Source organism: Spirulina sp. 06S082, from assembly GCF_034932145.1.
Taxonomy (GTDB): Bacteria; Cyanobacteriota; Cyanobacteriia; order Cyanobacteriales; family Spirulinaceae; genus CCY15215.
This window is the reverse complement of record NZ_JAYGHV010000133.1, coordinates 1-26935: the sequence shown is the minus strand read 5'-3', so window position 1 is coordinate 26935 and position 26935 is coordinate 1. Positions and strand designations below refer to the sequence as shown.

Here is a 26935-nt window from a genome sequence, read left to right as displayed (position 1 = left end):
CAGGGGGATTCTCATCCCAGTTGGAGGGAGGAATTTTCTTTCTCTGTCCCCGCTATTCTTCCCGATCTTTCTTCTCCCATTCCCCTTTCTACTACTCCTCTCGCCTTTTTAGGCTGGTTATTAAAAAATCGTCCGAATTCTCCTTTTCCTTCTTGGCAAACGCATCTACAAACCCTTTTTTCGCAATTCCCGAAAGATATTCAATGGTCCTACCGCTTTTTAAAACTCAATTTTAAACGCAGAAAAGAGGAAGATAAGACAAGCGAGGAAAAGGAAGAATGGGAGAAAAAAGAAGAAAGAGAGAAAGAGGAAAAATGGAATATTGATGTTCCTACTGTTTCCCCAAATCCTTATATTTCTACTCCTTTTCAACCTTCATCTATATCCCAAAAACCGTTATGGCGACAATGGCTTGTTGTTAATATTAGCGGTGGTGCGATCTTTTTAGTATTGCAACAAATTTTCTTATTCTTAGGAATTGTTCCCAGTCTTTATCGCAATACAACCCTAGGGCTTTTTTTGGGTACCCTGACGATCGCCTTAGCTCAATCTGCACTCCTGCAAAAACGCCTTTCTCTGGGGGGATGGTGGATTCCTGCAACTTTAGGGGGATTGGGTGCAGGGGCGATCGCGCAGCCTTTTCTACCTCCTCCATTAGGTGTGGGAGTCGGAATTATTACCAGTACATTGATGCAATGGTGGGTATTGAGAAAATCGATTGAACAGGATTTATTGTGGATCTGGGGAAATTTGCTCGGACTTGTCGCGGGAGTTGGTATTGTGTCAGGAATTATGTCGGTTTTGAAAGCAGCAAATACCCGACAGCACTTTCAGGAAACAGCGATGGGAAATGGGCAATTTCTCTTTGTTATAATCCTCGGATTTCTTATTTTTAGCAGTATTCAAGGTCTGATAATGGGTCGGTTATTACCCGATATTTCTCAACGAAGACAAAAACCAGCGCGATCGCGTCAAGAGTCGCGATTTGCAACCTTATGGGGTTTGACAGTAACGTTGGGGTTTTTCCTGTTTGTCACCCTTGCAGACATGGGAGGATCGGGGATCGATGCGTTATTGGGACACGGCTTTTATGGTTGCGTTATTGGGTTAGTTGCCGGGGGTTTACAATCTCTGCTACTGCAACAAAAATTAGTTGGGAGGGGTAATAGCCGCGATCGCTGGATCTTGGCAACCACGATCGGATATAGTCTCTTTTTTGGACTATCTGGACTGGTGGGGGTAAAACCTGAGTTTTTGGCTCTCTTTTTGTCCTTGGGTGGGGCGATCGTTGGGGCTTTACAATGGCGTTGGGCTTTACGGAAACAACTACCGCGATCGCATTGGTGGATTGCTGCGATGACCTTGGGAGGCTTATTAACGGGGTTCAGTCGTAATGGTTTGAGTGGGGGTTTAATCGCAGGAGGAATGATGATTTGGTTGCTACAAGGGCGATCGGATGTTTGATTTCCCAGAAGAATTTCAACTATGATAACCCTGACGACTTCATCACCACTACTGCTCTCATGCCTAAGATTATTGCCGTCCATTCATTTCGTCACGGAACGGGAAAATCAAGTTTAACTGCTAATCTGGCCGTTGCGATCGCCCGAGAAGGCTATCGAGTCGGTGCGATCGATGCAGATATCGAGTTAGCAATTCCCAGTAATTTACCTGGAATTTACTCATATTTCGGGCTGCAAAAATCTCAGCATCTTGGAGACTATATCCAAGGACGAGCGACTTTAGCAGAGATCGGACAAGAGGTAACGAAAGAACATTTTTCTCGGATTATTGGTGAAAAGATAACCGGCAAAATCACTTTATTTGCTCGGGATTTATCCAGGCAAGGACAAGCCCATTGTCCGGAGTTTTCCGATATTAAAATCCTCAGTACCCTCCTCGATCAAATTATCGCCAATTTCAATCTCAATTATCTTTTGATCGATCTCTATCCAGGATTAAATGAAACAACTTTATCTCTGTTGGCGTTGTGCGATACCCTCTGTTTAGTATTAGGGTTAGAACGGGCGGATTTTCAAGGAACGGCTGTTATTCTTGATGTTGCCAAGCAACTCGATATTCCCCAAACCTGTTTACTGGTGAATCGAGTTCCAACGGATATCGATCGCCTCTGGCTCAAAAAGCAAGTTTCTTTGGCTTACGATACGGCGATCGTAGATACTCTTCCCCAGATTGAGACAATGTTGCCCCATCAGGAAAAACAAAATATTGCTGCTAATGTCTTTACCAATATCTTTGCCAATATTTTTTCTTTGTGCGATCGCAACTCTCCTTCTGCTTCAGAATTTCAACAACTGGTCAAGCGAATGATGGAGGAAAATATACCGCAGAATGCTCCTCGACAGGAACACGAAACGAGTATGGGGTTAAGTCTTCTCGACCTTCTCGACCTTCCTGAAAGCGAAAGAACTCTATTTCATTCCGTCTTGCGTCGGCGATCGATTACCTTCGAGCAAATTTTACAACAGACGGATCTCGAACCCGAAATCGCCCATTCTATTTTGGCAGATCTCTTAGCCAAAGGATTACTCAAACAAGTCGAAGACCAAGGAACAATTTACTATCGACCTTATCTTACTCCCAAACAAGGTAGAAAGTTAAATGCACAAATCTGGGATGTCCTGACGGAAGAAGAGAACCATTAACAAAGATTTCCATGCAACATTTTCTTTCGCTTTTGGATTGGCCTGCACAGGAATTAATGCAACTGATCGATCGCGCTAAAACCCTCAAACAGGAATTTGTTTTAGCAGAGAATTCCTCCCTCTTACAGGGTCAAAACCTGGCCTTGCTCTTTGAAAGAGCTTCTTTACGCACTCGGGTCAGTTTTGAAATTGCCATGAGACAGTTAGGAGGAGACTCTTTGTACTTACATGGTCAAGAAATTGGTTGGGGAGAACGAGAATCTATTCCGGATATTGCCCGCACCTTTGGAAACTATGTTCAGGGGATCGTGGTGCGAATTAACGATTACCAAAAACTGCAAGAATTGGCACAATGGTCGGCTATTCCTATTATCAATGGATTAACTGCCTATAATCATCCTTGTCAGGGGATGGCTGATGCTTTAACCCTGTATGAGGAATTCGGGCATTTACAAGGTTTAGAAATGACTTATCTCGGACGTAGCAACCAAGATGTAGCGCGATCGCTCTTATTTGCGGCGGCTAAATTGGGGTTTCGTTTGGTCATTAGCAGTCCCGAGGCTTATAGCTTGGATGAGGACAGTCTCAACCTCGCCCGTTCCCTCGCTGGGGAAACCGTCGTCCGGCGCGTTGATGACCCTCAGCGTGCCGTTAAAACCGCAGATGCTCTTTATACCGATGTCTGGATTTCTCGGGGCAAAACCGATGAGGTAGAAGCCGGAAATCGCGGACGCATTCTCGCCCCCTACCAAATTAACGATCGCCTGCTTGAGGCTGCCCCCGATCGCGCCATCGTCATGCACTGTATGCCCGTCAACCGAGAGCAAGAAATTACTAATTCTGTAGCCGATGGCGATCGTTCTCGCCTTTTTCAACAAGCGGAAAATCGCCTGCATCTACAAAAAGCCCTCTTACTCAAACTATTGACTTAATTATTTCTATTACCATTTATGAAGACATTTTTATCCCGCGTTTTTCGTCTTCAACCAGGAGAAAGCACTCTCGTCCTCATTTTGGGGTTTTTATTACTCAGTAACTCCCTCGCCAGGCAGATTTCTGATGTTGTTGCCGTGAGCGGTTTTTTGAATACCGTGGGAGCCAACCGCATTTTATTGGTTTGGTTGGTGGATATGGTATTAACCATTGCTATAACGGGATTACAATCGTTATTTGTCGATCGCTTTAATCGTCGCGATTTGATGAGTTGGATGTGTTTTGTTTATGGCATATTGCTACTGATTTTGCGTTTAATGTTTACCTTTAAAGTCCCCAGTGGCATTAATTACACCCTGTTATATTTACTCGCAGAACAGCAATTATTATTTTTCCCTCTCGTTTTTTGGATTTTAGCCAACGATCTTTTAACCTTAGCTCAAGCCAAGCGTTTATTTCCCATTATTGCCACGGGAAATTTTGCCGGACAAATTCTCGGTTTGGCGATCGCCGCCATTTCCCCCAGCATCATGCAATATTTTGGTTTGCAAGTTGAAGAATTACTTTTATTTAATGTCTTAATTTATCTGATTGCTTATGCGGTCTTGCAGGGAGGATTAAGTTATTTGCCTCGAAGAAACAATCAATACAAACCTGAAAATCTCGTTGAAACTTTAACCGAAGGTGGCGGCTTCGTGCGGGAGGTTTTATCCTTTCGCTATCTCACTTTTGCTATTATTGCCATTAATATTTGTTTGACTATTTTTGAATTTCGCTTTTTGGTCGTCTCCAATGAAAGTTTTCCCGATCTATACGGCTATCAAAGATTTTACAGCCTTTATCGTTTGGGATTGATCTCGGTAGCGTGGTTTATCCAAGCATTTTTAACCAGTCGGATTCTTGAATTTCTCTCGTTAAAAAATAGTTTTTTCTTTTTACCCTTAGCACAGTTGATGGCCTCGATCGGCATGATTATTTTTCCTGGGGCTATTGGTGGAATCGGGGGTTTCTCCCTTTCTAAACTTACTCAATTAACGGTTGATGAATCTGCCCGAAAATCAATTCAGTCCCTGGTTCCCTTGCAGCGTCGCGGTCGGGTCAGTTTGTTTATGGATAGTTATTTATTCGCCATCGGCACGATTATTGGCTGTATTATAACAGGAGCCATTGCTTGGACTGGGATTCGCCTCAATATATCCTTGTATTTTTATGTTTATCTGGCGATCGCTGTTTTAATCTCTGTATTTACTTTATGGTCAATTTTCAAGATGCGAAGATTTTATGATATTAGTTTACTTAATTGGCGATTAAAACGACGACAGCGCGGCCAAAGTATCATTGATAAACTAAAATTTTAAGATGAGGAAAATATAGAGATGAAAAAAATCAAACAAAACGATAAATTAATTCGATTTTTTGGTCTAAGAGTCAAGATGTTGCTGCTCTTCACCATCGTGTTTAGCGGTGTATTTGCTGTTGCTTATTATTGGTTTTATCAATTTGCGACAGAAACGGCATTGCGACGCATTAAAGAAGATTTACTCGATACTATGCAGGCTGCTGCGGAAGGGGTCAATGGTGCAGAAATACTGGCACTATCGAAGACGAGAAAACCCAGACCGGAAGGCTATCGAGATGTTACGGATTCTCGCTATTGGGAACACGTTCAATGGTTAGCGACTGTTGAGAAGATAGAGCCTCGCGCTTATGTTTATACTTATGTTAAGGGAGCAAAGACCAATACTATTGTATTCGTCGGAAGTGGTAGTGCTGCCAATACCTCTCGCAATTTTCAAGGTGCGAAATTCTTAGAATACTACGAACCAAAAACTAAAATCTATCAAGGACTGACAGAATTAACCCTTAGAGATAAACCTTATAAAGACACTTGGGGAAGTTGGATTACAGGGTATCGTCCTCTCGAAAACGAAGAAGGAAAAAAGGTTGCCGCGATCGGGGTAGATTTTCAAGCTGACTATGTAAATGAAGTACAAGAAGGAGTCAGAAATCGTATCCTTGTTGCTTTTAGCATTACTTACGGTACGCTTTTCGTTTTAGTTTTATTAGTATCCGAGGTGATTACTAAACCCATTACCAATTTTACCAAAGCGGCGGAACAAATCGGTGAAGGAAATTACGAGCAGGATTTTTCTGCATTTATTCAGAGACGCTTTTCTGATGAAATTGGTACTCTTGCTTCTGTATTCGATCTGATGGTAGAGAAGGTTCGCAAACGGGAAGAAAAACTCAAAGAACAAGTCAAAGTTTTAAAAATAGAGATCGATCAAGTTAAACGTCAAAAACAAGTCAATGACATTGTTGAATCAGATTTTTTTCAAGATTTACAAGTAAAAGCACGAGAACTTCGCAAGCGCAACCGCAAAAGAAAGCAATAATATCAGTTCATTCTGCGGATAGCTTCTCTTTTTTGTGACTTAAAGAATAACGATTGGAGGGCAGCGATCGCCTTTCTCTACTTTGTAAAGATTTATTAAAAATTATCTGGTGAGTGCATAAAAGGGAAAACGATCTCCAGAGAAGAGTAGGGAGCCCCTCTATTTAGCTGCGATCGCCATGACTGTACTCGACCAAAATCCCAATTCGCATCTCTGTCCAGACTTACGTGACTATTGGCAACTCGTGCAACGGAAAGAGGATAAGCAGCGCTTGCTTAAATCGACCTCGACTCCTCACGAAATAACCCTTTCTGCTGAAGAAGATTACGCTTTGAGACATTTTACCGGACAATTTAACGTTACTCAAATCCAAAAGCGCTGTCAGCAAAAATATCCAAACATTTCCCCTACTTTTATCGAGAAATTATGCGATCGCCTGCTCACAGAAGGTATTCTCACTGAAAATATTGCCCAGCCTTATATCACTTTAAAACCTGAAGCCGAATGGATCGAACATCCTGCCGGATATTGGTTATTGCGAAACCCCAAAGGTACACCAAAATGGGGTTTGATCCAGAAAAAAATCCCTAATTTAGTTTATCTTTTTTTCAACCAATACAGTTATGAAACGATACAACTTCTCGAACAATTTCCCCTCGAAACTGTTGTAGATCGGTGCAATTATCCCAGCCAACAATTACAACAACAGCGACAAATTCTCGCTGCAACGGGAATGCTTGCGGGCATCGATCCACCTGCAAAAAAAGGATTTTCGCTCAATCCCTTACAATTATTGTACCTGCAAATTCCTTTATTTGACCCCGATACATTTTTAAGTCTTTATGGCGATCGCCTGAGTTGGTTGTGGACGAAAATGGCGGGTTTTTGTTTGGCTTTATTTCTCACCAGTTGCGCGATCGTCGGTTGGAATCAGCGCTTAGAAATTGCTTATACGGGGGCAAAATTATGGGAATCTTACAGCAATTCTCTCATCTTGCCGTTTATTTTTCTCTCGCTTTTTGTTGTCGTCATACACGAACTCGGTCACGCTTTTACCCTCAAACATTTTGGTGGTATCGTACCAGAAATCGGATTATTACTCATGATGCTATTTCCTGCTGCATATACCAACACCACCGACTCTTATCGCCTCCCGCGTTGGCAGCGTTTATTAGTGGTTGGAGCAGGACTTCTCGTACAACTGACCATTGCCGCGATCGCGTTAACAATCTGGAATTTTGCCATTCCCGGTAGTGCTTTACAAATTACCAGTTATCTGCTTTTAATTGCTGCATTATTTACCCTTGCAGTTAACTTAAATCCCTTGGCTAAATTTGATGGTTATTACTTCCTTGTCGCTTTGACAGGAATTCTCAATCTGCGATCGCGGGCAAGAGCGTTTTATTTTAATCTCTTCACGGGAAAACCCCTACAAGAACCACAAAATACGCGCTGGATTTTGGCGATATACGGACCCTTAAGTTTGCTCTATCTCTGGTTCATTTTTGGCTTTTTAATCTTGCGAATTTTGCAATGGTTCTGGGTAAATCTGCCCCAAATAAGCCAAAGTATTCTTTTGATTGCCCTCATCTATTGGCTCTTTTCTAAGTTATTTTCTTCTTCTCGTTAACAACATCTTACAATATAACTATGTCATCTTCTTCTCGTCCTCCTCTTAAAGCCGTTCCTCCGGCAAATATTCCTCAAAAACAGGCAAAAGAAACGCCTCCTCCTTCTCCACCTGTATCCCCTCCTCAACCAGAAAATCACACTCCTCGCAATTGGTTTCGCATTGGCGCGATCGCATTCATTTTAACCGTGGGAGGAGTTTATATCCTTTCTCCTGCAACGATTTACGTCAAAGGAATTGCTCGTTTTGAACCCCATGATAACCAAATTCGAGGTATTTTTCTCGATTTTCCGGGGAAAGTGAAGAAATTTTGGGTACGTTATGGGGAAGAAGTAGAAAAAGATCAGCCTCTTGCGGATGTAGATGCGATCGCCTTAGAATCTGAAATTGCTCAAAAAAAGGCACAACTTCAGGAAAAGCAGGCACAATTAGCAACTCATAAAACCCAGATTAATATTATCGCAGCCGAACTCCTGGGAGAACAACAAAAAACCGCGATCGCCTCTCGTCGTGAGGAGGATTTTCGCAGTAAATTAAATCGCGGTACTAATGCGCCGGAAATACAGCAAATCATGCAGGAAATTAATGCAATTGGAACGCGATTACAGACTATCAAAAGCGAACGAGTGAAACTGGTACAGCAATTAAAAGGTGTAGAACTTCTTGGGCAAGAATATGATAAGCCAGTCATGCAAGAATTGCGAAAATCCCAAGCAATTTCTACTATTTCTTTAATGAAGGAAATAAAAGATATAGAATCTCAAAAAGCCACCTTAAAAGCTCAACTTGAACAACAAGATCAGCTTGCTCTAGAAATAAAACATCAAATTCAAGCCAAATCTGCTGCATTAGAATTACTGCAAGAAAATCGTCAAGAACGCTTACAAGACCATCAAGATGAGTTGGTTTCTCAAGTTGCCAATGTAGTCCCATTGCGGCAACAATTGGCGGCAGCTAAAACTACAGTGGAGAGTTTACTTCCTGTTATCGAAACTTTAGAAACGGAGGTGCAGAAGCTAGAACAACTGTATTCTGAAAATATTGTCATTAAATCTCCTCTTGCGGGAACAATTATTACGCCAGACTTGTCACAAAAAATCGATCAAAAAATAACTGAAGATAAACCTGTTTTAGTGGTGGCTAATCTCGATGAAATGGTAGCTACGATTGAAATTAACCAAGGAGATGCAGGGTTGGTGAAACAAGTTTTTGGCAAGCGGGAATTACCGGTTAGATTGAAGCCGCGAGAGATTGAATCTGAGGTATTTAATAGCACAATTAAAGATATCGAACCCGTATTTGAAAGCGATGAATCGGGACAAAAACAATTAATGCGGGTGAGGGCGACTTTTGATAATCGCGATCGCATTCTTTCTCCTAACTCTGAAGCTGATGCGTCTATTGAGGTGGAAAGTTTACCTCGCTATCGTATTTGGTGGCGAGAAATTTGGAAGCAATTGCGGCAACATTCTTAGGTATTCGGGGATTTTGCGGGGTTCTTTTGTACTTATCGGAGGGGTTTGTAAAGTTACGATTAGGACTGATGCAGCCAACGCAATTTGCCCATTTTGGGGGAGAAAATCCCCTAAAGTCAGATGATTTAGAGGGTTGCGTGAGTCCTGACGATAAAAAAAACTAGATTTTTTTGAAAAAACCCTTGCCAGAGAAAAAAGAATCGAGTATGCTAACAAAACCTAGAGTTATTTTTGAACTTAGAGAGTTCACAACGAGTTAAAACCTACAACTCGTTAGTTCACCTACAACCGCGCCAATCGCCTTCACAATCTAGATTTTCAACAACCTGCCTGCTTCAAAACCTACAGAGTTTCGCGATCGCCAGTGAGAAGAAAACAAATTTTGTTGATTTCTTGCTTATCCTTTAGTTGATCGAGTATCTACCCATGTTACTTTCGTTACAAATACTACAGAACTTATTTGCTACGCCGTCTCGAAAAAAGAAAAAAGAGGAACCGAAAGGCGATCGCTTTCTGCAATCCTTTGTACTGGAGCAAATTTTAACACCCAGTGCTTTAATTGATAATCCTAACGATTCTAGCGACGATATCGATCTGGATATCGATGATGTGGATGATGGAGTCGCAGAGGATTTAGGTGGAGACGATAGTGAGGACATTACCTCTCCGGATGCACCGCCGCCTCCTATTAGTACCGATGAATATGATGTGAGTCCTTGGATTGTTCCCGATAAGTTAGAGAATCCGGGAGTCTTCGTCGTGGGAGAAACAGGAGAAGTCGGAGTTGACTTTCTCTTTGACGGCGGGGCATACCAAGGAGAAATTGCCATCTTCAGCTTAGAAGGAATGGACGATATTGAAGTGGGATCGGAAGAGTTTATCCGCATCGCCGCCGAACGGTCTTTAAGTGATTCACCCCTCGGTCATGTGGTCATCCAAGATGTCACAGAGGGCGCTAAATTCAGTAATTCTTCCTATTGGGAACCTAACTTTAATTCTGGGGATTACCAAGGAGTGGAAACCGTTACCATGAATTCCGGCGATCGCTTTGCAGTGATGCTGGTTCCCAATGGTTCCGTAGAGGAAGTTTACAATAATCCTGCGATCGGGGGGAGCAAAACCCCCTTATTTTCCCTCGACAGCGCCAACCCCGAGGATGGCTTGTATCTAACCCGTATGGCAGATGTGACGGGGGATGGGAATACATTTGCGATGGAAGATTGGCGACTGGATGCCAATAGCGATCGCGACTATAACGATATTGTCTTCCAAGTGCGCGGGGCAAGGGGGGACGCGCCATTGATGGATGAGATGGTGAATCCGGCGCGAGACTGGCGCAATGATGATTTTGGTCAAGCGTTGATTTCCTATGCCCGCGCTTACACGGACGGCACGGATTATGATGCTCTAGATACGGATTTTGCCACCTCGGATCAGCCGTTGGTGGGCATCATCGATACGGGTTTCAGTGGCGATAATCCCGATATTGACTATTCGCGCATCGTTTCGGGTTCCGATTTCATCGATGGCGATCGCGATCCTTTCTTGGCTGCGGGGGAAGGTAACGAACATGGCACCCATGTTTTGGGGATTATTGGAGCCACGCAGGACAATGGTTTAGGGATTGATGGCATTAACGACGATGCGCCGATCTGGTTGGGTCGCGCGGTGGGATCGGGTCGTTGGTCGGATTCTTTGATTGAGTTTGTCGATGCGGCCAAGGAGTCGGGACAACCCAATGCTGTTGTTAATTTGAGCATGGATTTGACGCAAATTGATGCTGAGGGTAATGTTACCACACGGTATGAATTGACTCCAGGGGAACGGGCGGCGATCGAATATGCCCGACAAAATGATGTTTTGGTTGTGGTTTCGGCGGGAAATGACAATGGTGTAATGTCCGCTTTGGGACAAGCCTCCCAGGAGTTTGACAATATTATTACTGTCGGTGCCTCAGATGGGACAGAACGGGCTGAATATTCTAGTTATGGCTACGGACTCGATCTCATGGCAGAAGGCGGTACGGCAGAAAATGGCGTACTTTCGACTACAGGCGATGGTGTGGGTATGATGGCCGGGTCTTCTATTGCTGCTGCAAAGGTAACGGGGGCTGCTTCCCAAGTTTGGGCAGCTAATCCAGAGTTGAGTTTTACTCAAGTCAAACAAATCCTCAAAGATACGGCAACAGACTTGAATACTCCTAACTGGGATACAGAAACGGGGTCTGGTTTGCTCAATATTGCCGCAGCCGTGAGTTTGGCTAAAGCGACTAAACCAGAAGCACATTATTCACCTTCGAGTTTGATTCCGGAAACTTGGAGTGGAGAAGGGAAAGTTACGCCAGGCGATCGGGCTGTTAATTTCATCTATCCAATTCAAAATGAATCATTTAGCGGAACTGTTGCACCGATTACAGCTCAATACGGTAATGGTGTAGCCTATCGTCGTTCGCCAAGGCTTGACGATCGAGTGGGACAGTATATGGCTGCAGTTAGCAATTCTCATTTAAACTTTGATGCTTGGACTTATGGAGAAGGCGTTTCCGATTGGTGGTTAGGTCGTCGTGATGAGTTGTGGTATCGCGTTGCGGGAACTGATTATTGGGTTCCGAGTGCTTACATCAACGGTTATCCCGGTAGTAGTCCTTCGGTACTGAAACCCAGTAATACATCGAATTCCGATCCTGACCCTGCACCAACCAATCCGAGTCTTACCAATCCAATTTTGTCAACACAGGGAGCAGGGTATTTCACGGCTCGTCCGCAATATTATACCAGTGGCAATATTTTCGCTCTGTCAATGTATGGCTCGAGTCTGGTTAGCGGTCGCGGCTACACTGAAGGGAATTGTACGTGGTATGCTCACGGTCGGTTGTTAGAGTTAGGCGGAAATCGTACTGCATTACAGTCGATGAATGGCAATGCTAACGAATGGCACACTCAGATTTCCAACGGGACGCAGATTGTATCGAGTCCTCAAGTGGGAGATATTGCCCAATGGACGAGCAATGGTGCTAATCATGTTGCTGTGGTGGAAAAAGTGAACGGTGATGGCACGATTGTTATTTCCGAATCTCATTGGAAGAGTGAATATAGTGGTTCGACCTATCTTGGTCGCCATAACGGAACTCTTCATAATGTTCGTACCATCTCTGCAAGTAATCCAGATCGCTTTCTTCGCGTTCCGGGAGTTCAAGTTCAAGATGGCACTCCTGCCAATACTGCTGGCACTTTTACCGGTCGCGTGATTGCTACGATTGGGGCAAACTTGCGAGATGACCCAACAACTGCTAGTGCTAAGGTTGGCTCGGCTAATTACGGTGCAGTCCTGACGTTTGATAAGGTGGCAACGGGCGAGTTTATTTCCTATCCAGGTTTGGGAACGGCAACCGACCAATGGTATCGCATCGCGGGAACGGATAATTGGATTTCGGCGGCGATTGTTAATGGTAGTCCGGGATCGTCGTTAGATGCACGGCCTGCTAAACCCGGTGAAGAAATTCAATACATGATTAAACCCGGTGATACGCTTTGGGATATTGCACGTCAGTATTTGGGTGATGGTCGTCGCTGGACGGAAATTAAAAAACCTGATGGTAGTTCGTTTACTTCTGAGGAAGCACGGCGCTTGCAGATTGGCCAGTCAGTCTATATTCCTGTGAAATACGAAGAGCAACCCCAAGATTCCAACAGTAATGGTTCAGAAGATGAAAATCGCCCAGGTGATGAAAATGGAAATGAACCTAACTCTCTCGATGATTCTATAACCTTACAATTCGAGTTAGATGATGCAGGTCTATGGGGTAGTGGGGCACAGGGAATATATGAAGGAGGAGATTGGCGATTTGACAATATTGGCTTTAAAGAGCCGTTCGGTATCGGTGAAGCATGGCTTAATATGAAAGGTGGAGTTAGTGCTTATTTTAGTAGCGGAACTTTTGATGTTAAGTTGCCTGGTGCTTTTGATTTTGGTTTGGATGATAACTTATTTACAGTATCATCTAATATTGGTGAAGGAGACACCTTGTTTTCTAGCTATTTAGGTGCAGGCTTAGGTATTGACTTTGAGTTGGGTACTGGAATAGGAATCAATAACGATGTTCCTATTATTGGGGGTAGTAACTTAAACTTCAAGACTGGCTTGGAATTAGATGGTGCAGATGTTTTACTCGGTGCATTAGTTCCTACTGTTGCCAAATTTGTTGATATCGATACTGGGATCAATATTGTAGATCGGCAATTTGATCAGGGTAAGTTAGATGGAGAGGATAACCTTGGTGTAAAAATGAGTTTGACCGATCTCTTACTGAAAGACAAAAAAATGGGAGGGATCAAGGTTGATGATTTACTAAGCCTCGATCTTGGTGCTTATCTCAATCAACATTCAAGTTTGGAGTTGACAGGCTTTCAATTCGATCATGATAATGATGATAAAGCTGATTTTGAGGTAGCAATAGGTGGCTCCGAATCAGTATTAGTTCCAAATGGTTTAACTAATTTCAGAGTACAGCCTATTGCAAAGCTGACAACAACTTTCTCTTTTAAAATAATTGGGGAAGCAGCAGTATCATTCCAGAATGCTATCGATAGCCTGATTCCAGACAATACCCCACAGTGGATTCAAGAATTAATTAAAGTAAATCCCGGTGGAGTTACTCTTGAGCCACAATTCACTTTTCAAGTTAACCAGTTTGATTTCAAACCATTTGAACTGTCGAATGTTTGGCTAGATTTTAAAGAATAAGATTTGTTGAAAAACAATTCTCATTTCCTCTCCAACCCAAAAGAACATTTTTGAAAAAGCGATCGCACTTCCATTTCCCCCAGTGCGATCGCTTTTTTTGTTCTCCCGAGTTAGGGCGATCGCATTGTTTATTGTTCATTACTCAAGATGATACAATTGTCAAACAGAGCGATCGTATAGTAAAATGAGTGTATGGCTGCTATTTCAATTGGAACGCGCAATCAGAGAGGGTCTGATTTTATTTAACTATTTAGAACCCGAACGAGTATTGTTAAGAATTAATACAATTATAGCTGAGGAATAAAATGACTCATTCTCATCATATTGATTCTACCTCTCTCCAAGCCTATCGGTATCGCGTTCACTTGCTAGCTCGAGAGCTTTGGCAAGAAAAAAATCCTTTGAAACGTCTCAATATTTCTCTACAATTGGCAGATGCAACCACTCATTTAGCTAGATTAGAAGCTGAAACACTACAAGAACAATACGGCGAAGACTTCGAGAGAATTTTATAAAATGGAGAAAAATTGAAGAAAACGATCCCTCAAGAAAATTCTTATGAAAAATCAAAATCTCCTTCTTTGTGAAAAGCACGATCGCGCTTTTTATGGCAGAGAGAAACAAGCGCGATCGCACTTCCATATCCCCCAGTGCGATCGCTTTTTTTTGTTCTCCCGAGTTAGGGCGATCGCATTTGGAGGTATTTTTTCGAGAAGTGCGATGCTCTTTTTGTAGGGTGGGAGAAAGGGATGCGATCGCTATCTAATTATTCAGTTCGGTTTGGTCTAACTGCTTTTTGCCGTGAATGACAGTAATGATTGTTACCACATCATCTTGACAGCGATAGATAATCCGATAATTATCCGTTAACTTTTCTCGGATTGAAGGATCGTTCAGTTCGGGAACAATGCGACCGGAAAGAGGAAATTGATGTAAATTTCGGGTAATATCAATAATTTTTTGTACGATAGCAGAAGCATATATCGTAGAGTCACGGGCAATATACACTGCGATCGCTTCTACATCATCCAATGCTTTTTGAGACCAATTTACTGAAGCCATTTGCTTAATTTTTTCTCTACCTCTGCTTGAGATATTGTTCCTTCGGTTTCTGCTGACTTCAATCCTTGACTAACTTTAGTAAGAACGTAAAGATGATATTGAATTTCTTCAAAAGAACAATTATCTGGGAGTCGTTCGAGTAGAGAACGAACGGTTTCTTTCGTTGTTGTCATAATGTACTGACTCAAAACGATTTATCTCATTCTAGCAGACGATCGCGTTTCCATAACCGTAACAATGGCAAAAAATGGCATATTTTGCCATAATAGAAAAAATCCTCAATTATCGCAATGTCATGAAAACGATGAACGTCTCCCTACCCGAAACCATGCGGGACTATATCGAAGAACAAGTTAAAACGGGAGGTTACGGAAGTGTCAGCGAATATATTCGCGACCTCATTCGTCAAGATCGGAAAAGGAAAGCTCAAGACCACCTCGAAACCCTTCTACTCGAAGGATTAGACTCTGGATCTGCAACACCAATGATCGATCGCGATTGGACAGAAATTCGTCAAGCCGTTCGCGATCGCCTTAAGACTGAATAACATAAGTGAAGTTTTAAAACGTCCGCAAGTTATTCGAGATTTAATTAATATTGCCACCTATATCGCCGAAAATAACTTAGATCGCTTTTCTTTTGTTGATTGAAAAGAGCGATACGACTCTGCCATGCTTGTGCGATCGCGTTTTTGGTAAAATGAGGGGAGAAAAGCGATCGTATTTTTTGGGGAACATCAGAAAAACTGCCTAAAAACTCATTACTATGCCTGAATCCATTGAGCAAGAAGCCGAAATGATATTGCAGATTCTGGCATCTACTCCGTTTCAGGAATGTATTGCTTTGTCCAAAGAATTCATTATTCAAGCCGTTAATCCACCTTATAACGTTAAAATTCCAGCGAGGGATTAATCTATGCAAACTCAAACTACTATTTCTAAACATCTCTCACCTGAATTAGCACAAATCTTTTTAGAAGGATTACCAGAAACAATTCGTCACGGACTAGAAATACGAGCCGAAAACATGGACTATCCAGTGTGGGCAGTTATTGAAATGGCGATCGCAGGCTACCTTGATGAAGAGGCATTATCTTTTGTCGATTGTCACCCAAAACTCGATTAGCTATTGTACGATGCGATCGCACTTCCATTTCCCCCAGTGCGATCGCGAAGCGTCTCAGAATGAGAAGAAAAAGGCGATCGCGTTTTTGGTAAAATAAGGGGAGAAATGCGATCGCATTGCTGGTATTTCTTCGAGTAGTGCGATCGCATTTATGAGATTTTTTCGAGTAGTGCGATCGCGTTTCCGAAAACAGTGTTAAACCCAAAGAGAACCCATTCGATTGATAAAGATGACGGCTCAAACTCAACCCGATACGGGGATCGCACGCACGGAAAGAGGAATGGCGATCGCAGGAACTCGCATTACGCTGTATGACATTATGGACTATGTAACAGCACAATATCCTCCTAAATTTATTCAAGCGTTATTTAACCTGACTGACGCACAGATTGATGCAGCATTATCCTACATTGAAAAACATCGTTCTGAAGTTGAAACCGAATATAAAATTGTTCTCAAAGAAGCTGAAGAACTGAAACAATATTGGCAAGAAAGAAATCGAGAATTATTTGAACGCATTGCAGCACAGCCTCCCAAGCCCGGCACAGAAAAAGCACGCGCAAAACTGAAAGCAATTCGAGAAAAACGTGCATCTCAAGTATGAACTTTTTAATCGACCATAATTTAGAAGGACACGCAGTAATTCTCTTTGGAAGTTTGGGAAATCAAGGTTGGCTCGATCTAGTTTCTATTCGCTTTGTAAACTTTGCCGAAATTGGACTATCTATAAAAATCTGACCTTTTCCAAGAGAAGCGATTCTCGTAAACGAACGTTTCGCGATCGCTTTTCTTTTGTTTATTGAAAAGAGCGATCGCGCTTTTTATGGCAGAGAGAAACAGACTCGATCGCTTTTCCCAAGTTATGCGATCGCTATCCATCACCGTAACAATGGCAAAAAATGGCATATCTTGCCATAAAAGCCAAGACAATGCCATAGCAGCAACACGGAAATCAATTAATTGAAAAACTTTTGCAGCTTTTTCCGCGCTTTATTTTTATATTTGATAAAAGTGCTATAAAAGTCTTCCCACTGTAATAATACATCGGCGGGTAATCCCCTCAAACCGCTTTCTGCTTCTAAGCATTTGCGCCGCGAGAAACTCATGGGATCTGCATAAGTCCTTGATGTTGACATCAGAGGTTTATAACCGCACCAGTGAATGATCGCCGCATCATCATTTTGTACAATCGGACCCGTTTTTGTCATCGCGAAACGTTTCTCTAAATCCTTCTGTTCGTAATTGGGTGCAAGGACTTGAAAATCTGCATTTCCTACGCGAATTTTACCCGCATCAGAGGCACGCCAGAGCATAAAATTTAAAAAACCCATATCTCCGTATTTGAAAATATGAGGATAGCGATCGATAAAATCTAAAATTTCTATATATTCTTCTAAGGAAAAAATATCTCGACTGGCAAAATATACCCCAGGACAACAATATTGAGTCCGATGCGATCGCCAATCAAAGTCAGGAAAATGTTTTTCTACCTCTTCAATATCAAAGAAGTACTCAATAATTTCTTCATCAGGATAATTGTAGTTGGGTTCGTCCATAATGACATCAAAATTCTCAAAATCTGCAAACTTAAGTACATTTCCCCAAATATTGGTATCGGCATCAAGAATCAAAAAATGCTGCCAAGGACTTTCCCAAAAAGCAATTAAACGAGTCGTCCCCCAGCCAAAACTACGCTCTCGCAAAACATCATTTTTGATAGTTTTATGATTAATAATTGTTGCATTGTAAGCCTTTTCTAAAGATTCAGTGGAAAAATCTCCATCAACAAGCAAACATAAGGGAACATCGCCCAGAAAATGACGAACGCTGGCGCAGGCTCCTTTCGCTAATAAGTAATCTTGAAAACAACAAGCAATAATAACGCCAAAGTCATCGCGATGAGAAGAAGAAGTATTCATAAGAAAAAATTTAGGTTAATTTTATTGAATTTTAGCTTTTAATTCGACCTTCATCAGAAAAACTCCGATTTGAGTAAGCGATCGCACTACGGTACAACCATAATAAGTGTAACCTTTTCTCCCGATCTAACAATCCTATGAAACGCTTGGCAACCCTCTTGACTTGTTACAATCGCAAGGCGAAAACCTTAGAATGCCTCGATGCGCTTTTTCAGCAAGAGGATTTGAACAACATTACCCTTGATGTTTATCTGGTTGATGATGGCAGTACAGACGGGACAGGAGAAGCAGTAAAAGAAGCATATCCCGGCGTTAAAGTCATTCAGGGGACAGGAAACCTATTTTGGAATGGAGGTATGCGCTTGGCGTTTGCAGAGGCGATCGCGCAAGATTATGAGGGTTATTTGTGGCTCAATGACGATACGATTCTATATACCGATGCCCTGCGATCGCTCCTCGATACGGCGGAAAACCTGGCAGAAAAAGGCTTGACAAAGGCGATCGTGGCTGCTTCTACCCAAGACCCCCAAACCCAAGAATTTACTTATGGGGGAATGAAGCAAAAAGGCTGGTTTTACCCTCCTTTTAAAATGCAGGAAGTTCATCCGACTAATACACCTTTAACTTGCGATACGATCTGCGGTAATTTTGTCCTCATTCCTCGCAATGTTGTCGAGGCGATCGGCAATTTAGACCCCCAATTAACCCATTATGCGGGGGATTGGGACTACGGATTGCGGGCAAAACAAGCAGGGTGTACGATTTGGATCGCGCCTGGATATCAGGGGACCTGTCCTCGCAACCCCAAACCCGCGCCAGAAAGTACGCCAGAATTACAAGTAGGATTACAGAAAATCGGACAGCCAAAGGGGTTAGCACTGCAAGATGTTACTTTACATCCTTTTACCGAATGGAAAGTCTTAATGCGGCGACACGGGGGCATATTTTGGTTTATATTTTGGCTGCTTCCCTATCGGCGGTTATTGTGGAATTCGTTGTTGCAAAAGAAGTAACTGAAAACCATTATTGCAGCAATGATGTTTTGTTGTGGCGATCGCTATGTTGGCAATACAGGATTTGAGATAATACACTTGAATTTGCTATCACCTTAAGATAGAGTAGGATAAAAGACTTAATCTCAACTAAATCTATGGCAGGCAAGTACACCGGAATAGAATGGACAGAACGGACGTGGAATCCCACGACGGGCTGTGATAAAGTCAGTCCGGGTTGTTTGCATTGATATGCGGAAGCTATTACTCAACGTTTCACACAGAATTTTCCCAATGGATTTAATTTAACGCTACATGAAGATCGTTTAGAACGGCCTAAGCACTGGCGCAAACCCAGTCAAATTTTTGTGAATTCAATGAGCGATCTTTTTCATAAGGATATTCCCCTTGATTTTCTCAAGAAAGTTTTTCAAACAATTGAAGAAACGCCTCAACATATTTATCAGATTTTAACCAAACGTCCCGAACGGATGCTAGAGCTAAAATCTAAATTAACATGGCATGATAATATCTGGCTGGGGGTGTCTGTAGAAAGTCAAAACTATATCGATCGCATCGATTATTTACGAGAAATGCCTGTGAACGTTCGTTTTCTTTCCTGCGAACCCTTATTAGGAGCTTTAGACCTCAATTTAACTAATATTCAATGGGTTATTGTCGGGGGTGAATCTGGCAACAATCATCGCCCCATTGATATAGAGTGGGTGAGAGAAATCCGCGATCGCTGTCAATCTTCTCAAGTTCCTTTTTTCTTCAAACAATGGGGAGGAAGAACTTCTAAAATTGGCGGACGAGTCTTGGATGATAAAATCTGGGATCAGATGCCTCTAGCTTGGAACGAGCATATTAAGTTCCTCAAAAAACTTCCTCTTCCTTTACATTATACTAATCAACTATCCTTACTCTAAAATTACTGTTTTAATGGAAAAGTAACTTTTACCTTATCCCCAAAAGTGTTTTTTCTTCGCTTTGCTGGCTCAGTGATTATTTTACCTTGATGTTCTAACTTTAAAAGTACGTCTTTATAATTTTTCTGGATATAAGGTTTTCCTACATGATGTCGATTAAAAATATCAATCATTTTTATTGTTTGACCTGCAAATTCATCTAATAATAAATCGCCTAATTCATCAAGTGGTCTAGAAAGTGCATATAACAACGGATATTTAGGAGGAGCGATATTATACTCAAAAGAAGCAATACCCTGTTTGATATCAGAACTTTCTTTAGCCATAATCTCTTTCATAATTGAATACCCTACAACATTTTTAGAAACAAAGATAAGATGATGACTCGTTCTCTTCTTTTCTGCATTTCTAAAGCGAAACGGTAAAGAATATTTTCCACCAATTTCTATAAGAGCTTGGCAGATCGCTTCTACTGTCAAGAACTCTCTTTCATCAGGCGTTTTGTCTATAAGTATTTCCCTAAGCTCATCTGCACGTTTTTCTCCAAAGAGAGCATTTATATGCTGTTGCACGGCTTGATTATTTAATCCCATATTAATACGATTGTAATTGAAAAAAAAGATACAATCGCAACCCCAATTAAAAATCACAGAGCCAATTAATCTGAGTGATAATCCTTTATATCCCCAAGGATCGATGAAAAAGAGTGAAGGGATAAACTTCATCTCCTCAAATTGTTTGACGATCTCTTCTCCAACTTCACGATTTGAAATTAGTGGTTTATGCTGCAAAGTCTTTATATTAGGTAATAAAGATATTGTTTCTTGAAGTGACTGAGAATTGTCAGCATCTACATCGTTAAAGAAAGTAATTAATCGTTCTCTCATTTCACTATCTGCGATCGCTCGTTCTAAAATTAGTAAAGGTGTTGATTTAGAACCATCTTTATAACGTCCGGGACCGGAAAAAAGATCGATGTAAGCAATATTTTTTGCGTTCCGAAGCATAATTTTCGCCCATGCCCAAAAATATTTGGCAACAATGTCAGCTTTTACTAAAGACTGCTCTTTAGACTCATCAAAAAAAGAACGATTAACCATACTCTTCTCAAGACCTTACATTTTTTTGCGGAGGAATATTTCACACAAACTCTATAACACCATAGCATAAATGATATCATCCGAAGCACGACATTAAAAAACTCCCCTCAAACGAATAAAAAGTCTGAAAGGAGAAAAAGTAAGATTTAATGAAGGATTTTAGAAACGATTGTTTCTGCGACCGCCGCCGCCGCCGCCGCCAAAGCTGCCGCGACTACCACCACCATTGTCCTTGCGAGGACGCGCTTTGTTAACTTTGAGTTCGCGACCCATCCATTCTGCCTCATCAAGGGCTTCAATGGCTTTGTCTTCTTCTGCTTCCGATCCCATTTCTACAAAAGCAAAGCCCCGAGGACGAGAAGTTTCTCGGTCGGTGGGAATATGGACGCGCTGAACAGTTCCATATTCAGTGAAAACTGAAGTGAGATCTTCTTGAGTGACCTCATAGGCAAGATTGCCTACATAAATCGACATGACCTGTGTTGTCCTTTGTTTAGAATGTTATTCACAATTATGAAGTGAGCCAAGATTTCGGAGAGAAGCCTGTCAATACTAGATCGAAAAACCGTCAATACTGAAACAAAAGTCTATCACCGCTCTTTATTCTCGATCGCCATCTTAACACTTTATCTTGAAAATTGGTATCTTGATTCCACAAAAGTACATATATCTTGAATAGTTTGTTTCACCTTACTTTGGACAGTTAACTTGCCGATCGCAGCAGTAAAATTCCTCCTACAGTTAAACCGACAATATTTGCCAGCCACGCTGCGACAAGGGGAGGAAGCGAACCCAAAACCCCCATTTGTCCCGTGACGGTAAAGAGGGTGTAATAGCAGAAAATCACGATTACGCTTAAACCAAAACTGGTAGACTTGCTTGTATTGCGAGGCAGAACCCCCAAAGCCGCTCCCACCAAGCCAAATACCAAACAGGCAAAGGGTAGAGAAAACTTTTGTTGAATGCGAACTTTTAGCTTGCGAACCGCGCGATCGTCTCCAGCTTGTTGAAAAAATTTTATTTGCGATCGCGCTTGAGCGATACTCAGTTCTGTATTATCCCGCACCCGAGACGCTAAATCCAAAGGCGTTCGCGGTAATTGAATTTGTTGACGCTTAAAGCGCAGAAAATTATCGATGGAACCATCGGGGGCCATGAAATACATCACTCCATTAGAAAAATCCCATTTATTTTCTTTAAAATTCCAAGTGGCAGCCTCGGAAGTTACAATTTGACTAACGCTACCTTCGGAGCGATCTAACACTGTCAATCCCTGCATTTCTTGGCCATCAAAGCGTTCTGCATAAAATAAACGTTTTAAAATCTTCTCGGGATTCCCAAAATCATCTTTCACCGTCGCATATTCAGGATAAAAAATATTCTTATCTTGAAAGAGGGGTTTATCTTGATTGAGTGCTTTTTCCAGGGTAATTGCTGCTTGATAATTGGCAGAAGGGACGATCCAATCATTAAAAATAAATGTTACCCCAGTGATGACTAAACTTAGGGCAAGAGCGGGGACGACAATCCGATAAACACTGGCACCGACACTCCGCATGGCCACGATTTCGCTATCGCTTGATAACTGTCCGTAGGTCATCAATGCCGCGAGGAGCATGGACATGGGAAAAGAATATAAAATAAATTGTGGGACGCTAAAAAGAGCAACTTTAAAGGCGATGGAATTGGGTAAGCCATATTCTGTGACTCGCCGTACTAAATCAAAGAGAATTCCCACTGCAATACCCAAGGCGGAAAACATTCCCAACCCGAAGAAAAAGGGCGGTAAAATTGCGCCAATAATGTAGCGATCCATCACGGAAATATGAAGGAGCCGATAAAACGAAAACTTGGATTTGCCTGCGACCATTGTGTTTGAGAATTTTCTTTAAAATTACAGTTTAAACTGGTCTCCGAGATAATATTCTCGCACTAAACGATTGTCGTATAATTCCTCGGCGGTACCGGCGGCTAAAATTTCTCCTTCTCGCATGATGTAGGCGCGATCGGTAATGGCTAGGGTTTCCCGCACGTTATGATCCGTGATTAAGATTCCCATATTACGATCGCGCAATCCCGCCACAAGGTGCTGAATTTCCGTCACGGCGATCGGATCGACTCCCGCAAAAGGTTCATCTAAAAGCAAAAATTTCGGTCCGTTGCGTCCCGTTGCTAAAGCGCGAGCGATTTCCGTGCGCCGTCTTTCTCCTCCCGATACTTGATTACCTTTGGTGCGGGCGACTTTATGGAGGCGAAATTCACTTAAAAGTTCTTGTAGGCGTTTGGGGTGTTCTTCTGGTGGGACATTTCCTTGTTCGAGTACCAATTGAATATTTTCCCATACTGTCAAATCCCGAAAAATGCTGGCTTGTTGGGTGAGATAACCTATACCGAGATGCGATCGCTCGTTGAGGGTTAGGCGAGTAATATCGCGATCCTCGAGCCAAACTGTCCCTTGTTTCGGTTTCACCAAGCCGACCGCAATATAAAATGTGGTTGTTTTGCCTGCGCCATTGGGTCCGAGCAAGCCAACAATTTCCCCTTGAGCAACACTAATATTAACGCGATTGACGACTAATCGCTTGCCATAAGCCTTATGTACGTTCTCTAATCGAATCATTCTCAGTTATTAGGTATCAATGAAGAAATAGGCAAAACTTATCATTCATCATTTTCCCTTAGCGATCGCCTTCAGGCATAATTTCTTCGACGGGAGGAGGAGGAAATAAGCTGTCATCGGGAAAAACGGCTTCTACGGGTTGATTGTCTCTCGGTGGGGTTAGAGGGGGTAACGGGGGCGCAATCGTCGCATTGTTGGACGTACTGCTGTAAGGTTCTTTGAAAGCAGGCTTAGGATTATAGGGGACTAATGGGGGTTCTTTAGCGGGAGAAGTGGGAGCATCGGGATCGGAAACGTAATAAATTGACTCAACTTGGCGATCGGCTCGAGGAGTCGCTACAACCCGCCCTTCTTCAACGTAATAAGTAATAACCTCTCCTCGCGTGCTATTGCCTTCCTGGAGGACGTGAACGTTCCCTGTGAGGACGATTACCCCGTCATTGGTAAAATATTGTGCTTGAGCGGAAGTTGCCTGCATTTGCCGAGCAGGATAGTCAATGCGAACATTACCTCGAGCCGTCATGACTCCCGTACTACGGTTTGCTTCTTGAATATCCGATCGCACGACCATTTGTCGTCCAACTTCCTGTGCTTTTACCGATCGCACATTTTGCACTAAGGAAAAACTGCTTCCGACAACCAAGAGAGGAAGCGCGATCGCCACTCCCCAAAGTCGGCGCGAGTTAAGATTTTTGGGATTGATAGCAGCAAACATGGGAACAATTAGGATATTGGGATTAATTACTTTTGCTTAATGATTACAATCATTCTATCTTTTTCCTGACGACGCTTAAGGAATCGGGCAAGTTTCCCAAATTGCTTAAAATAATGACTTAAATTAAGACAATTTTTGGAAAACTGGGAGAATTGGCTTGAGAAGTTAGGACTTCTTCTCGAAAAGAGGCGATCGCCTCGGGGGGAATTTGTTGGAGACTGTTGAGGAGTTCCCAGCTTTCCTCAAAAAGTTGCGTCACGTTGATTCCTTCGTAGTCTGGTTGATAATCTCGAATGCGCCGCACTCCCTCTCCTAACAATGTTACTGCACCTCGCCAGTTACAGTTCTCCAAATGATAACAAGCGACAGCAATTTGTAAAATTCCCTGATAAAACTGTCTGTACGGTTCCGAGGCTTCCATCCAAAGCGCTTCTAACGTATCGTGACAGGCATAAAACTCTTGACGATTGAACTCCTCAACCCCTTGTAAAAATGCTTGACGAGTCATTTAAGAAGTTGCTAAACCTTCCCGCACTTTGAGAATTTCTTCCATCTCGATATCTTGTTTATCCCCAACAAAATCATCTTCTGGCTTCAGGAATAACATACAGTGGCACTCTTTGCGTTCTCGCATGGGTACGCAGGGGCAATTCCAGAATGCTGCTTTGACTTCCGCTTCCTTATCTTCGTAGTGACGACAGGGACACAAGGGGGAACCTAACTCCTCTTTATGCTTCGCCAATCCTTCAATAACCACTGCCGTTACCGACGGATCGATACAAAAATAAGTATCTGTATTTTTAGCATATTTCTCGGAAAAACTTTTCATTGCCGAGAGCATTTTATCCTCGTGTTTGTTATCTGGATTTGCAGAAGTCATGGGTTTAATGGTGTAATAACGAACAATATTTTATCTTCAGCATTGTAACCCAAGGCGGTTTTCTATACACATCAGTACGAGGGGAGAGATCGAGGTGAATTTTGCTTGGTTGAAAAATTTCCGGTCTTTATTTTTGGCAGAGGCTTGTCCTTTGTGCGATCGCCCCGCAAAGGATATTCTCTGTCAATCTTGCGAAAAGCAACTCCAACGATGTCAAATCCCCCAACCCGCAGCATCTTGGCAAGGAGAGTTACCGCGTTTTATTTGGGGATATTATCGCGGCTTGCTCAAACGGGCGATCGCAGCTATGAAATACGAGAATAAGCCCCAAATTGCGGAACTTTTAGGGGAATTTCTCGGTCGGGCTTGGGTGAATAGCCCCCTAATTTTACCTAAAGCGATCGTTGTTCCCCTACCCATGAACCCCGAAAAGCGTCAAAAAAGAGGATTCGATCAGGCTGAATTAATCGCTCGCAGTTTTTGCCGTCAGACGGGTTTTTCGTTAAAATCTCAAGGTCTACAACGCATTAAAGACACGAAACCCTTATTTGACCTCAATCCTCAAGAGCGGGAATTAATGATGCAAGATGCCTTTGCCTTGGGGAAGGACTTCCAAAAGAGAAGACCCCAGTTACCGATTTTACTGGTGGATGATGTTTGCACCACGGGAAATACATTAAAAGCAGGGGCGAAAGTCCTCGTTGAGCAGGGAATTCAGGTGGCAGGAATTGCCGCAATTGCTACTCCAAATCGGAAACTGCCCACAAACCATTAAGATACTTTAAGTTGTTGACCTTTTATGCGATCGTGCTTGCCAAACTGAAAAACTTTTCCCCCAAAACCCTGATGAATAATACAATGGTTCGCTGGTGGATCGTTGGTTTGGCATTTATGGGTTTAAATATTCCTCTCCTCTATTTTGCGATCGAACTGTTTCATTTGCCCGCATGGTTTGCTGCTTTGACGACTTCGGAGCTTGCCAATATTTTGCGCTTTTTCATCAACGATCGCTGGGTATTTGGTTTTCCTCGTCCCACTTGGAAGCGATTTGGGGAGTATCATATCGCGATCGCCGGTTCTTTTATTGTTTGGACTGCAATCTACAATTTTCTCGTTTACGGTGTGGATATCGAGCAAATTACGGTAGTGCCATTCATCCTCGACACTTGGGAAGTTATTATTGCACCAGTTATTGCCACAACTTTTTCTGTTTTTGTAAATATGCTGACCAATTTTCTCTGGATTTGGCGGAATAAAGAATAAGTTCCTATTGTTTAGGGATTATGAGAGGGAAAACTCTCTTTCATCTTTTCTAATTGTTGATAAATTCCTTCACTGGTCAACCAACCATATCCCGCTTCTCCTAATTTCTTCATCAAGTTTTGAAAATCTTCTTCTGTCCAAGTGGGAGTCCCATAGCGAGTCAGGGCTAATTCTATCTCTTCTTCTGAGAGATCGTAAGATTGTTTTTGTTTTGCTGTTGAAGCTGGAAAAAACAACTGTCTCGGTGAAGGAAAAAGCGCAGCCGTTTGCCGAGAATCTTGCTCAATATTAGCCGTTCTAACTTGCAAAGGAATGAGATATTTTATTTCTTGAGGAGAAAATGTGTGTAAGATAAGATAGCGTTCGTAAAGTTGTCCTAAAATCAAATAGTTTGTATCAATTGTCACCTTGTAATTTGATTGAGAGCGATGAAAATGAGAAGGAGTGATGGAAATCCAAGGATGAGCGCGAGGAGTTGCTGCAAAAT

Annotated in this window: 29 protein-coding genes and 4 pseudogenes; 19 read left to right on the top strand and 14 right to left on the bottom strand. The window is 42.3% G+C overall.

The annotated features are described in order from the left end of the window. From VB714_RS09355 to VB714_RS09320, 8 genes and pseudogenes are all read left to right on the top strand, one after another. Positions 1 to 1464: pseudogene (locus VB714_RS09355) on the top strand (hypothetical protein); the annotation flags it as partial. Further along, positions 1434 to 2666: a MinD/ParA family protein gene (locus tag VB714_RS09350; protein ID WP_323223424.1), complete on the top strand. Its 1233-nt coding sequence runs from the start codon at positions 1434 to 1436 to the stop codon at positions 2664 to 2666. The pseudogene VB714_RS09355 and the gene VB714_RS09350, both read left to right, overlap by 31 nt. A gap of 11 nt (positions 2667 to 2677) precedes the next feature. Next, the gene (gene argF / locus VB714_RS09345) at positions 2678 to 3598 is read left to right on the top strand and encodes an ornithine carbamoyltransferase (protein ID WP_323223422.1); all 921 of its coding nucleotides are present in this window, start codon (positions 2678 to 2680) and stop codon (positions 3596 to 3598) included. 18 nt (positions 3599 to 3616) lie between these two features. After that, positions 3617 to 4957 carry a hypothetical protein gene (locus tag VB714_RS09340; protein ID WP_323223420.1) on the top strand — a complete coding sequence of 447 codons (1341 nt, stop codon included), beginning with the start codon at positions 3617 to 3619 and terminating at the stop codon, positions 4955 to 4957. 18 nt (positions 4958 to 4975) lie between these two features. After that, positions 4976 to 5995 carry a HAMP domain-containing protein gene (locus VB714_RS09335; protein WP_323223418.1) on the top strand — a complete coding sequence of 340 codons (1020 nt, stop codon included), beginning with the start codon at positions 4976 to 4978 and terminating at the stop codon, positions 5993 to 5995. Between the two features lie 178 nt (positions 5996 to 6173). Beyond that, positions 6174 to 7625: a M50 family metallopeptidase gene (locus tag VB714_RS09330; protein WP_323223416.1), complete on the top strand. Its 1452-nt coding sequence runs from the start codon at positions 6174 to 6176 to the stop codon at positions 7623 to 7625. A gap of 20 nt (positions 7626 to 7645) precedes the next feature. Next, positions 7646 to 9100: a hypothetical protein gene (locus tag VB714_RS09325; RefSeq protein WP_323223414.1), complete on the top strand. Its 1455-nt coding sequence runs from the start codon at positions 7646 to 7648 to the stop codon at positions 9098 to 9100. 426 nt (positions 9101 to 9526) lie between these two features. Beyond that, the gene (locus VB714_RS09320) at positions 9527 to 13843 is read left to right on the top strand and encodes a S8 family serine peptidase (protein ID WP_323223412.1); all 4317 of its coding nucleotides are present in this window, start codon (positions 9527 to 9529) and stop codon (positions 13841 to 13843) included. On the opposite strand, the gene VB714_RS09315 is transcribed toward VB714_RS09320, so the two are convergent. Continuing rightward, positions 13833 to 13982 carry a hypothetical protein gene (locus VB714_RS09315; protein ID WP_323223410.1) on the bottom strand — a complete coding sequence of 50 codons (150 nt, stop codon included), beginning with the start codon at positions 13980 to 13982 and terminating at the stop codon, positions 13833 to 13835. The genes VB714_RS09320 and VB714_RS09315 overlap by 11 nt on opposite strands. Positions 13983 to 14148: 166 nt before the next feature. Between VB714_RS09315 and VB714_RS09310 the strand changes: the two genes are divergently transcribed. Together VB714_RS09310 and VB714_RS09305 are read left to right on the top strand one after the other, a co-directional pair. Then, entirely contained in the window at positions 14149 to 14358 is a 210-nt protein-coding gene (locus VB714_RS09310) for a hypothetical protein (RefSeq protein ID WP_323223408.1), read from the top strand. 43 nt (positions 14359 to 14401) lie between these two features. Continuing rightward, on the top strand, positions 14402 to 14578 hold the full coding sequence (locus VB714_RS09305) for a hypothetical protein (protein WP_323223406.1): 177 nt from the start codon (positions 14402 to 14404) through the stop codon (positions 14576 to 14578). A 27-nt stretch (positions 14579 to 14605) separates the two neighbouring features. Here VB714_RS09305 and VB714_RS09300 read toward each other — a convergent pair whose 3' ends face one another. Further along, positions 14606 to 14905 carry a type II toxin-antitoxin system RelE/ParE family toxin gene (locus VB714_RS09300; protein ID WP_323223403.1) on the bottom strand — a complete coding sequence of 100 codons (300 nt, stop codon included), beginning with the start codon at positions 14903 to 14905 and terminating at the stop codon, positions 14606 to 14608. Next, positions 14893 to 15078: a hypothetical protein gene (locus tag VB714_RS09295; protein WP_323223401.1), complete on the bottom strand. Its 186-nt coding sequence runs from the start codon at positions 15076 to 15078 to the stop codon at positions 14893 to 14895. Before VB714_RS09295 ends, VB714_RS09300 begins: the two co-directional genes overlap by 13 nt. Positions 15079 to 15152: 74 nt before the next feature. Here VB714_RS09295 and VB714_RS09290 point away from each other — a divergent pair, with 74 nt between their 5' ends. The 3 genes from VB714_RS09290 to VB714_RS09280 all read left to right on the top strand — a co-directional run bounded on the left by VB714_RS09290 (position 15153) and on the right by VB714_RS09280 (position 16030). Continuing rightward, on the top strand, positions 15153 to 15452 hold the full coding sequence (locus tag VB714_RS09290; RefSeq protein ID WP_323223398.1) for a type II toxin-antitoxin system ParD family antitoxin: 300 nt from the start codon (positions 15153 to 15155) through the stop codon (positions 15450 to 15452). 218 nt (positions 15453 to 15670) lie between these two features. Then, positions 15671 to 15817: a hypothetical protein gene (locus tag VB714_RS09285; RefSeq protein ID WP_323223396.1), complete on the top strand. Its 147-nt coding sequence runs from the start codon at positions 15671 to 15673 to the stop codon at positions 15815 to 15817. 3 nt (positions 15818 to 15820) lie between these two features. Beyond that, positions 15821 to 16030 carry a hypothetical protein gene (locus tag VB714_RS09280; RefSeq protein WP_204101877.1) on the top strand — a complete coding sequence of 70 codons (210 nt, stop codon included), beginning with the start codon at positions 15821 to 15823 and terminating at the stop codon, positions 16028 to 16030. Here the strand turns inward: VB714_RS09280 and VB714_RS09275 are convergent. Then, positions 16027 to 16179 (bottom strand): hypothetical protein, encoded by a 153-nt coding sequence (locus tag VB714_RS09275; protein WP_323223393.1) that lies wholly within the window; start codon positions 16177 to 16179, stop codon positions 16027 to 16029. The genes VB714_RS09280 and VB714_RS09275 overlap by 4 nt on opposite strands. An 80-nt stretch (positions 16180 to 16259) precedes the next feature. Here VB714_RS09275 and VB714_RS09270 point away from each other — a divergent pair, with 80 nt between their 5' ends. Both VB714_RS09270 and VB714_RS27395 read left to right on the top strand, forming a co-directional pair. Then, positions 16260 to 16634, top strand: a complete 375-nt coding sequence (locus tag VB714_RS09270; RefSeq protein WP_323223391.1) for a DUF433 domain-containing protein — start codon at positions 16260 to 16262, stop codon at positions 16632 to 16634. Next, positions 16631 to 16759, top strand: a pseudogene (locus VB714_RS27395) (ACP S-malonyltransferase); the annotation flags it as partial. The gene VB714_RS09270 and the pseudogene VB714_RS27395, both read left to right, overlap by 4 nt. Here VB714_RS27395 and VB714_RS09265 read toward each other — a convergent pair. Beyond that, positions 16751 to 16966, bottom strand: a complete 216-nt coding sequence (locus tag VB714_RS09265; RefSeq protein ID WP_323223389.1) for a hypothetical protein — start codon at positions 16964 to 16966, stop codon at positions 16751 to 16753. The pseudogene VB714_RS27395 and the gene VB714_RS09265 overlap by 9 nt on opposite strands. A 20-nt stretch (positions 16967 to 16986) precedes the next feature. After that, on the bottom strand, positions 16987 to 17949 hold the full coding sequence (locus tag VB714_RS09260; RefSeq protein WP_323223387.1) for a hypothetical protein: 963 nt from the start codon (positions 17947 to 17949) through the stop codon (positions 16987 to 16989). 137 nt (positions 17950 to 18086) lie between these two features. Here VB714_RS09260 and VB714_RS09255 point away from each other — a divergent pair, with 137 nt between their 5' ends. Both VB714_RS09255 and VB714_RS09250 read left to right on the top strand, forming a co-directional pair. Continuing rightward, positions 18087 to 18962 carry a glycosyltransferase family 2 protein gene (locus tag VB714_RS09255; RefSeq protein ID WP_323223384.1) on the top strand — a complete coding sequence of 292 codons (876 nt, stop codon included), beginning with the start codon at positions 18087 to 18089 and terminating at the stop codon, positions 18960 to 18962. Between the two features lie 137 nt (positions 18963 to 19099). Then, positions 19100 to 19870: pseudogene (locus VB714_RS09250) on the top strand (DUF5131 family protein). Between the two features lie 2 nt (positions 19871 to 19872). Here the strand turns inward: VB714_RS09250 and VB714_RS09245 are convergent. The 7 genes and pseudogenes from VB714_RS09245 to VB714_RS09215 all read right to left on the bottom strand — a co-directional run bounded on the left by VB714_RS09245 (position 19873) and on the right by VB714_RS09215 (position 25185). Next, entirely contained in the window at positions 19873 to 20970 is a 1098-nt protein-coding gene (locus VB714_RS09245; RefSeq protein WP_323223382.1) for a three-Cys-motif partner protein TcmP, read from the bottom strand. A gap of 159 nt (positions 20971 to 21129) precedes the next feature. Then, positions 21130 to 21444: an RNA-binding protein gene (locus tag VB714_RS09240; protein ID WP_323223380.1), complete on the bottom strand. Its 315-nt coding sequence runs from the start codon at positions 21442 to 21444 to the stop codon at positions 21130 to 21132. A 229-nt stretch (positions 21445 to 21673) separates the two neighbouring features. Beyond that, positions 21674 to 22840, bottom strand: a complete 1167-nt coding sequence (locus VB714_RS09235; RefSeq protein ID WP_323223378.1) for an LptF/LptG family permease — start codon at positions 22838 to 22840, stop codon at positions 21674 to 21676. A 24-nt stretch (positions 22841 to 22864) separates the two neighbouring features. Next, complete coding sequence (gene lptB, locus VB714_RS09230; protein WP_323223376.1) at positions 22865 to 23590, bottom strand: LPS export ABC transporter ATP-binding protein; 726 nt, start codon at positions 23588 to 23590, stop codon at positions 22865 to 22867. A 223-nt stretch (positions 23591 to 23813) separates the two neighbouring features. Further along, a pseudogene (locus tag VB714_RS09225) lies at positions 23814 to 24305 on the bottom strand (LptA/OstA family protein); the annotation flags it as partial. A gap of 118 nt (positions 24306 to 24423) precedes the next feature. After that, complete coding sequence (locus tag VB714_RS09220; protein WP_323223372.1) at positions 24424 to 24813, bottom strand: DUF309 domain-containing protein; 390 nt, start codon at positions 24811 to 24813, stop codon at positions 24424 to 24426. Further along, a complete protein-coding gene (locus tag VB714_RS09215) occupies positions 24814 to 25185 on the bottom strand; it encodes a ferredoxin-thioredoxin reductase catalytic domain-containing protein (protein ID WP_323223370.1) in 372 nt (123 codons plus the stop codon). Between the two features lie 94 nt (positions 25186 to 25279). On the opposite strand from VB714_RS09215, the gene VB714_RS09210 reads away from it, so the two are divergent. Together VB714_RS09210 and VB714_RS09205 are read left to right on the top strand one after the other, a co-directional pair. Then, a complete protein-coding gene (locus VB714_RS09210) occupies positions 25280 to 25960 on the top strand; it encodes a ComF family protein (protein WP_323223368.1) in 681 nt (226 codons plus the stop codon). Positions 25961 to 25971: 11 nt separating this feature from the next. Further along, complete coding sequence (locus tag VB714_RS09205) at positions 25972 to 26448, top strand: GtrA family protein (RefSeq protein ID WP_323223365.1); 477 nt, start codon at positions 25972 to 25974, stop codon at positions 26446 to 26448. 11 nt (positions 26449 to 26459) lie between these two features. Here the strand turns inward: VB714_RS09205 and VB714_RS09200 are convergent. Beyond that, the coding region (locus tag VB714_RS09200) for a hypothetical protein (protein ID WP_323223363.1) at positions 26460 to 26935 on the bottom strand (476 nt) is incomplete at its 5' end.

Coding starts and splice junctions, on each gene's coding strand:
- argF (WP_323223422.1), top strand. CDS start 2,678: ATGCAACATTTTCTTTCGCTTTTGGATTGGCCTGCACAGGAATTAATG.
- VB714_RS09340 (WP_323223420.1), top strand. CDS start 3,617: ATGAAGACATTTTTATCCCGCGTTTTTCGTCTTCAACCAGGAGAAAGC.
- VB714_RS09335 (WP_323223418.1), top strand. CDS start 4,976: ATGAAAAAAATCAAACAAAACGATAAATTAATTCGATTTTTTGGTCTA.
- VB714_RS09330 (WP_323223416.1), top strand. CDS start 6,174: ATGACTGTACTCGACCAAAATCCCAATTCGCATCTCTGTCCAGACTTA.
- VB714_RS09325 (WP_323223414.1), top strand. CDS start 7,646: ATGTCATCTTCTTCTCGTCCTCCTCTTAAAGCCGTTCCTCCGGCAAAT.
- VB714_RS09320 (WP_323223412.1), top strand. CDS start 9,527: ATGTTACTTTCGTTACAAATACTACAGAACTTATTTGCTACGCCGTCT.
- VB714_RS09315 (WP_323223410.1), bottom strand. CDS start 13,982: ATGAACAATAAACAATGCGATCGCCCTAACTCGGGAGAACAAAAAAAG.
- VB714_RS09310 (WP_323223408.1), top strand. CDS start 14,149: ATGACTCATTCTCATCATATTGATTCTACCTCTCTCCAAGCCTATCGG.
- VB714_RS09305 (WP_323223406.1), top strand. CDS start 14,402: ATGAAAAATCAAAATCTCCTTCTTTGTGAAAAGCACGATCGCGCTTTT.
- VB714_RS09300 (WP_323223403.1), bottom strand. CDS start 14,905: ATGGCTTCAGTAAATTGGTCTCAAAAAGCATTGGATGATGTAGAAGCG.
- VB714_RS09295 (WP_323223401.1), bottom strand. CDS start 15,078: ATGACAACAACGAAAGAAACCGTTCGTTCTCTACTCGAACGACTCCCA.
- VB714_RS09290 (WP_323223398.1), top strand. CDS start 15,153: ATGGCATATTTTGCCATAATAGAAAAAATCCTCAATTATCGCAATGTC.
- VB714_RS09285 (WP_323223396.1), top strand. CDS start 15,671: ATGCCTGAATCCATTGAGCAAGAAGCCGAAATGATATTGCAGATTCTG.
- VB714_RS09280 (WP_204101877.1), top strand. CDS start 15,821: ATGCAAACTCAAACTACTATTTCTAAACATCTCTCACCTGAATTAGCA.
- VB714_RS09275 (WP_323223393.1), bottom strand. CDS start 16,179: ATGCGATCGCACTACTCGAAGAAATACCAGCAATGCGATCGCATTTCT.
- VB714_RS09270 (WP_323223391.1), top strand. CDS start 16,260: ATGACGGCTCAAACTCAACCCGATACGGGGATCGCACGCACGGAAAGA.
- VB714_RS09265 (WP_323223389.1), bottom strand. CDS start 16,966: ATGGCATTGTCTTGGCTTTTATGGCAAGATATGCCATTTTTTGCCATT.
- VB714_RS09260 (WP_323223387.1), bottom strand. CDS start 17,949: ATGAATACTTCTTCTTCTCATCGCGATGACTTTGGCGTTATTATTGCT.
- VB714_RS09255 (WP_323223384.1), top strand. CDS start 18,087: ATGAAACGCTTGGCAACCCTCTTGACTTGTTACAATCGCAAGGCGAAA.
- VB714_RS09245 (WP_323223382.1), bottom strand. CDS start 20,970: ATGGTTAATCGTTCTTTTTTTGATGAGTCTAAAGAGCAGTCTTTAGTA.
- VB714_RS09240 (WP_323223380.1), bottom strand. CDS start 21,444: ATGTCGATTTATGTAGGCAATCTTGCCTATGAGGTCACTCAAGAAGAT.
- VB714_RS09235 (WP_323223378.1), bottom strand. CDS start 22,840: ATGGTCGCAGGCAAATCCAAGTTTTCGTTTTATCGGCTCCTTCATATT.
- lptB (WP_323223376.1), bottom strand. CDS start 23,590: ATGATTCGATTAGAGAACGTACATAAGGCTTATGGCAAGCGATTAGTC.
- VB714_RS09220 (WP_323223372.1), bottom strand. CDS start 24,813: ATGACTCGTCAAGCATTTTTACAAGGGGTTGAGGAGTTCAATCGTCAA.
- VB714_RS09215 (WP_323223370.1), bottom strand. CDS start 25,185: ATGACTTCTGCAAATCCAGATAACAAACACGAGGATAAAATGCTCTCG.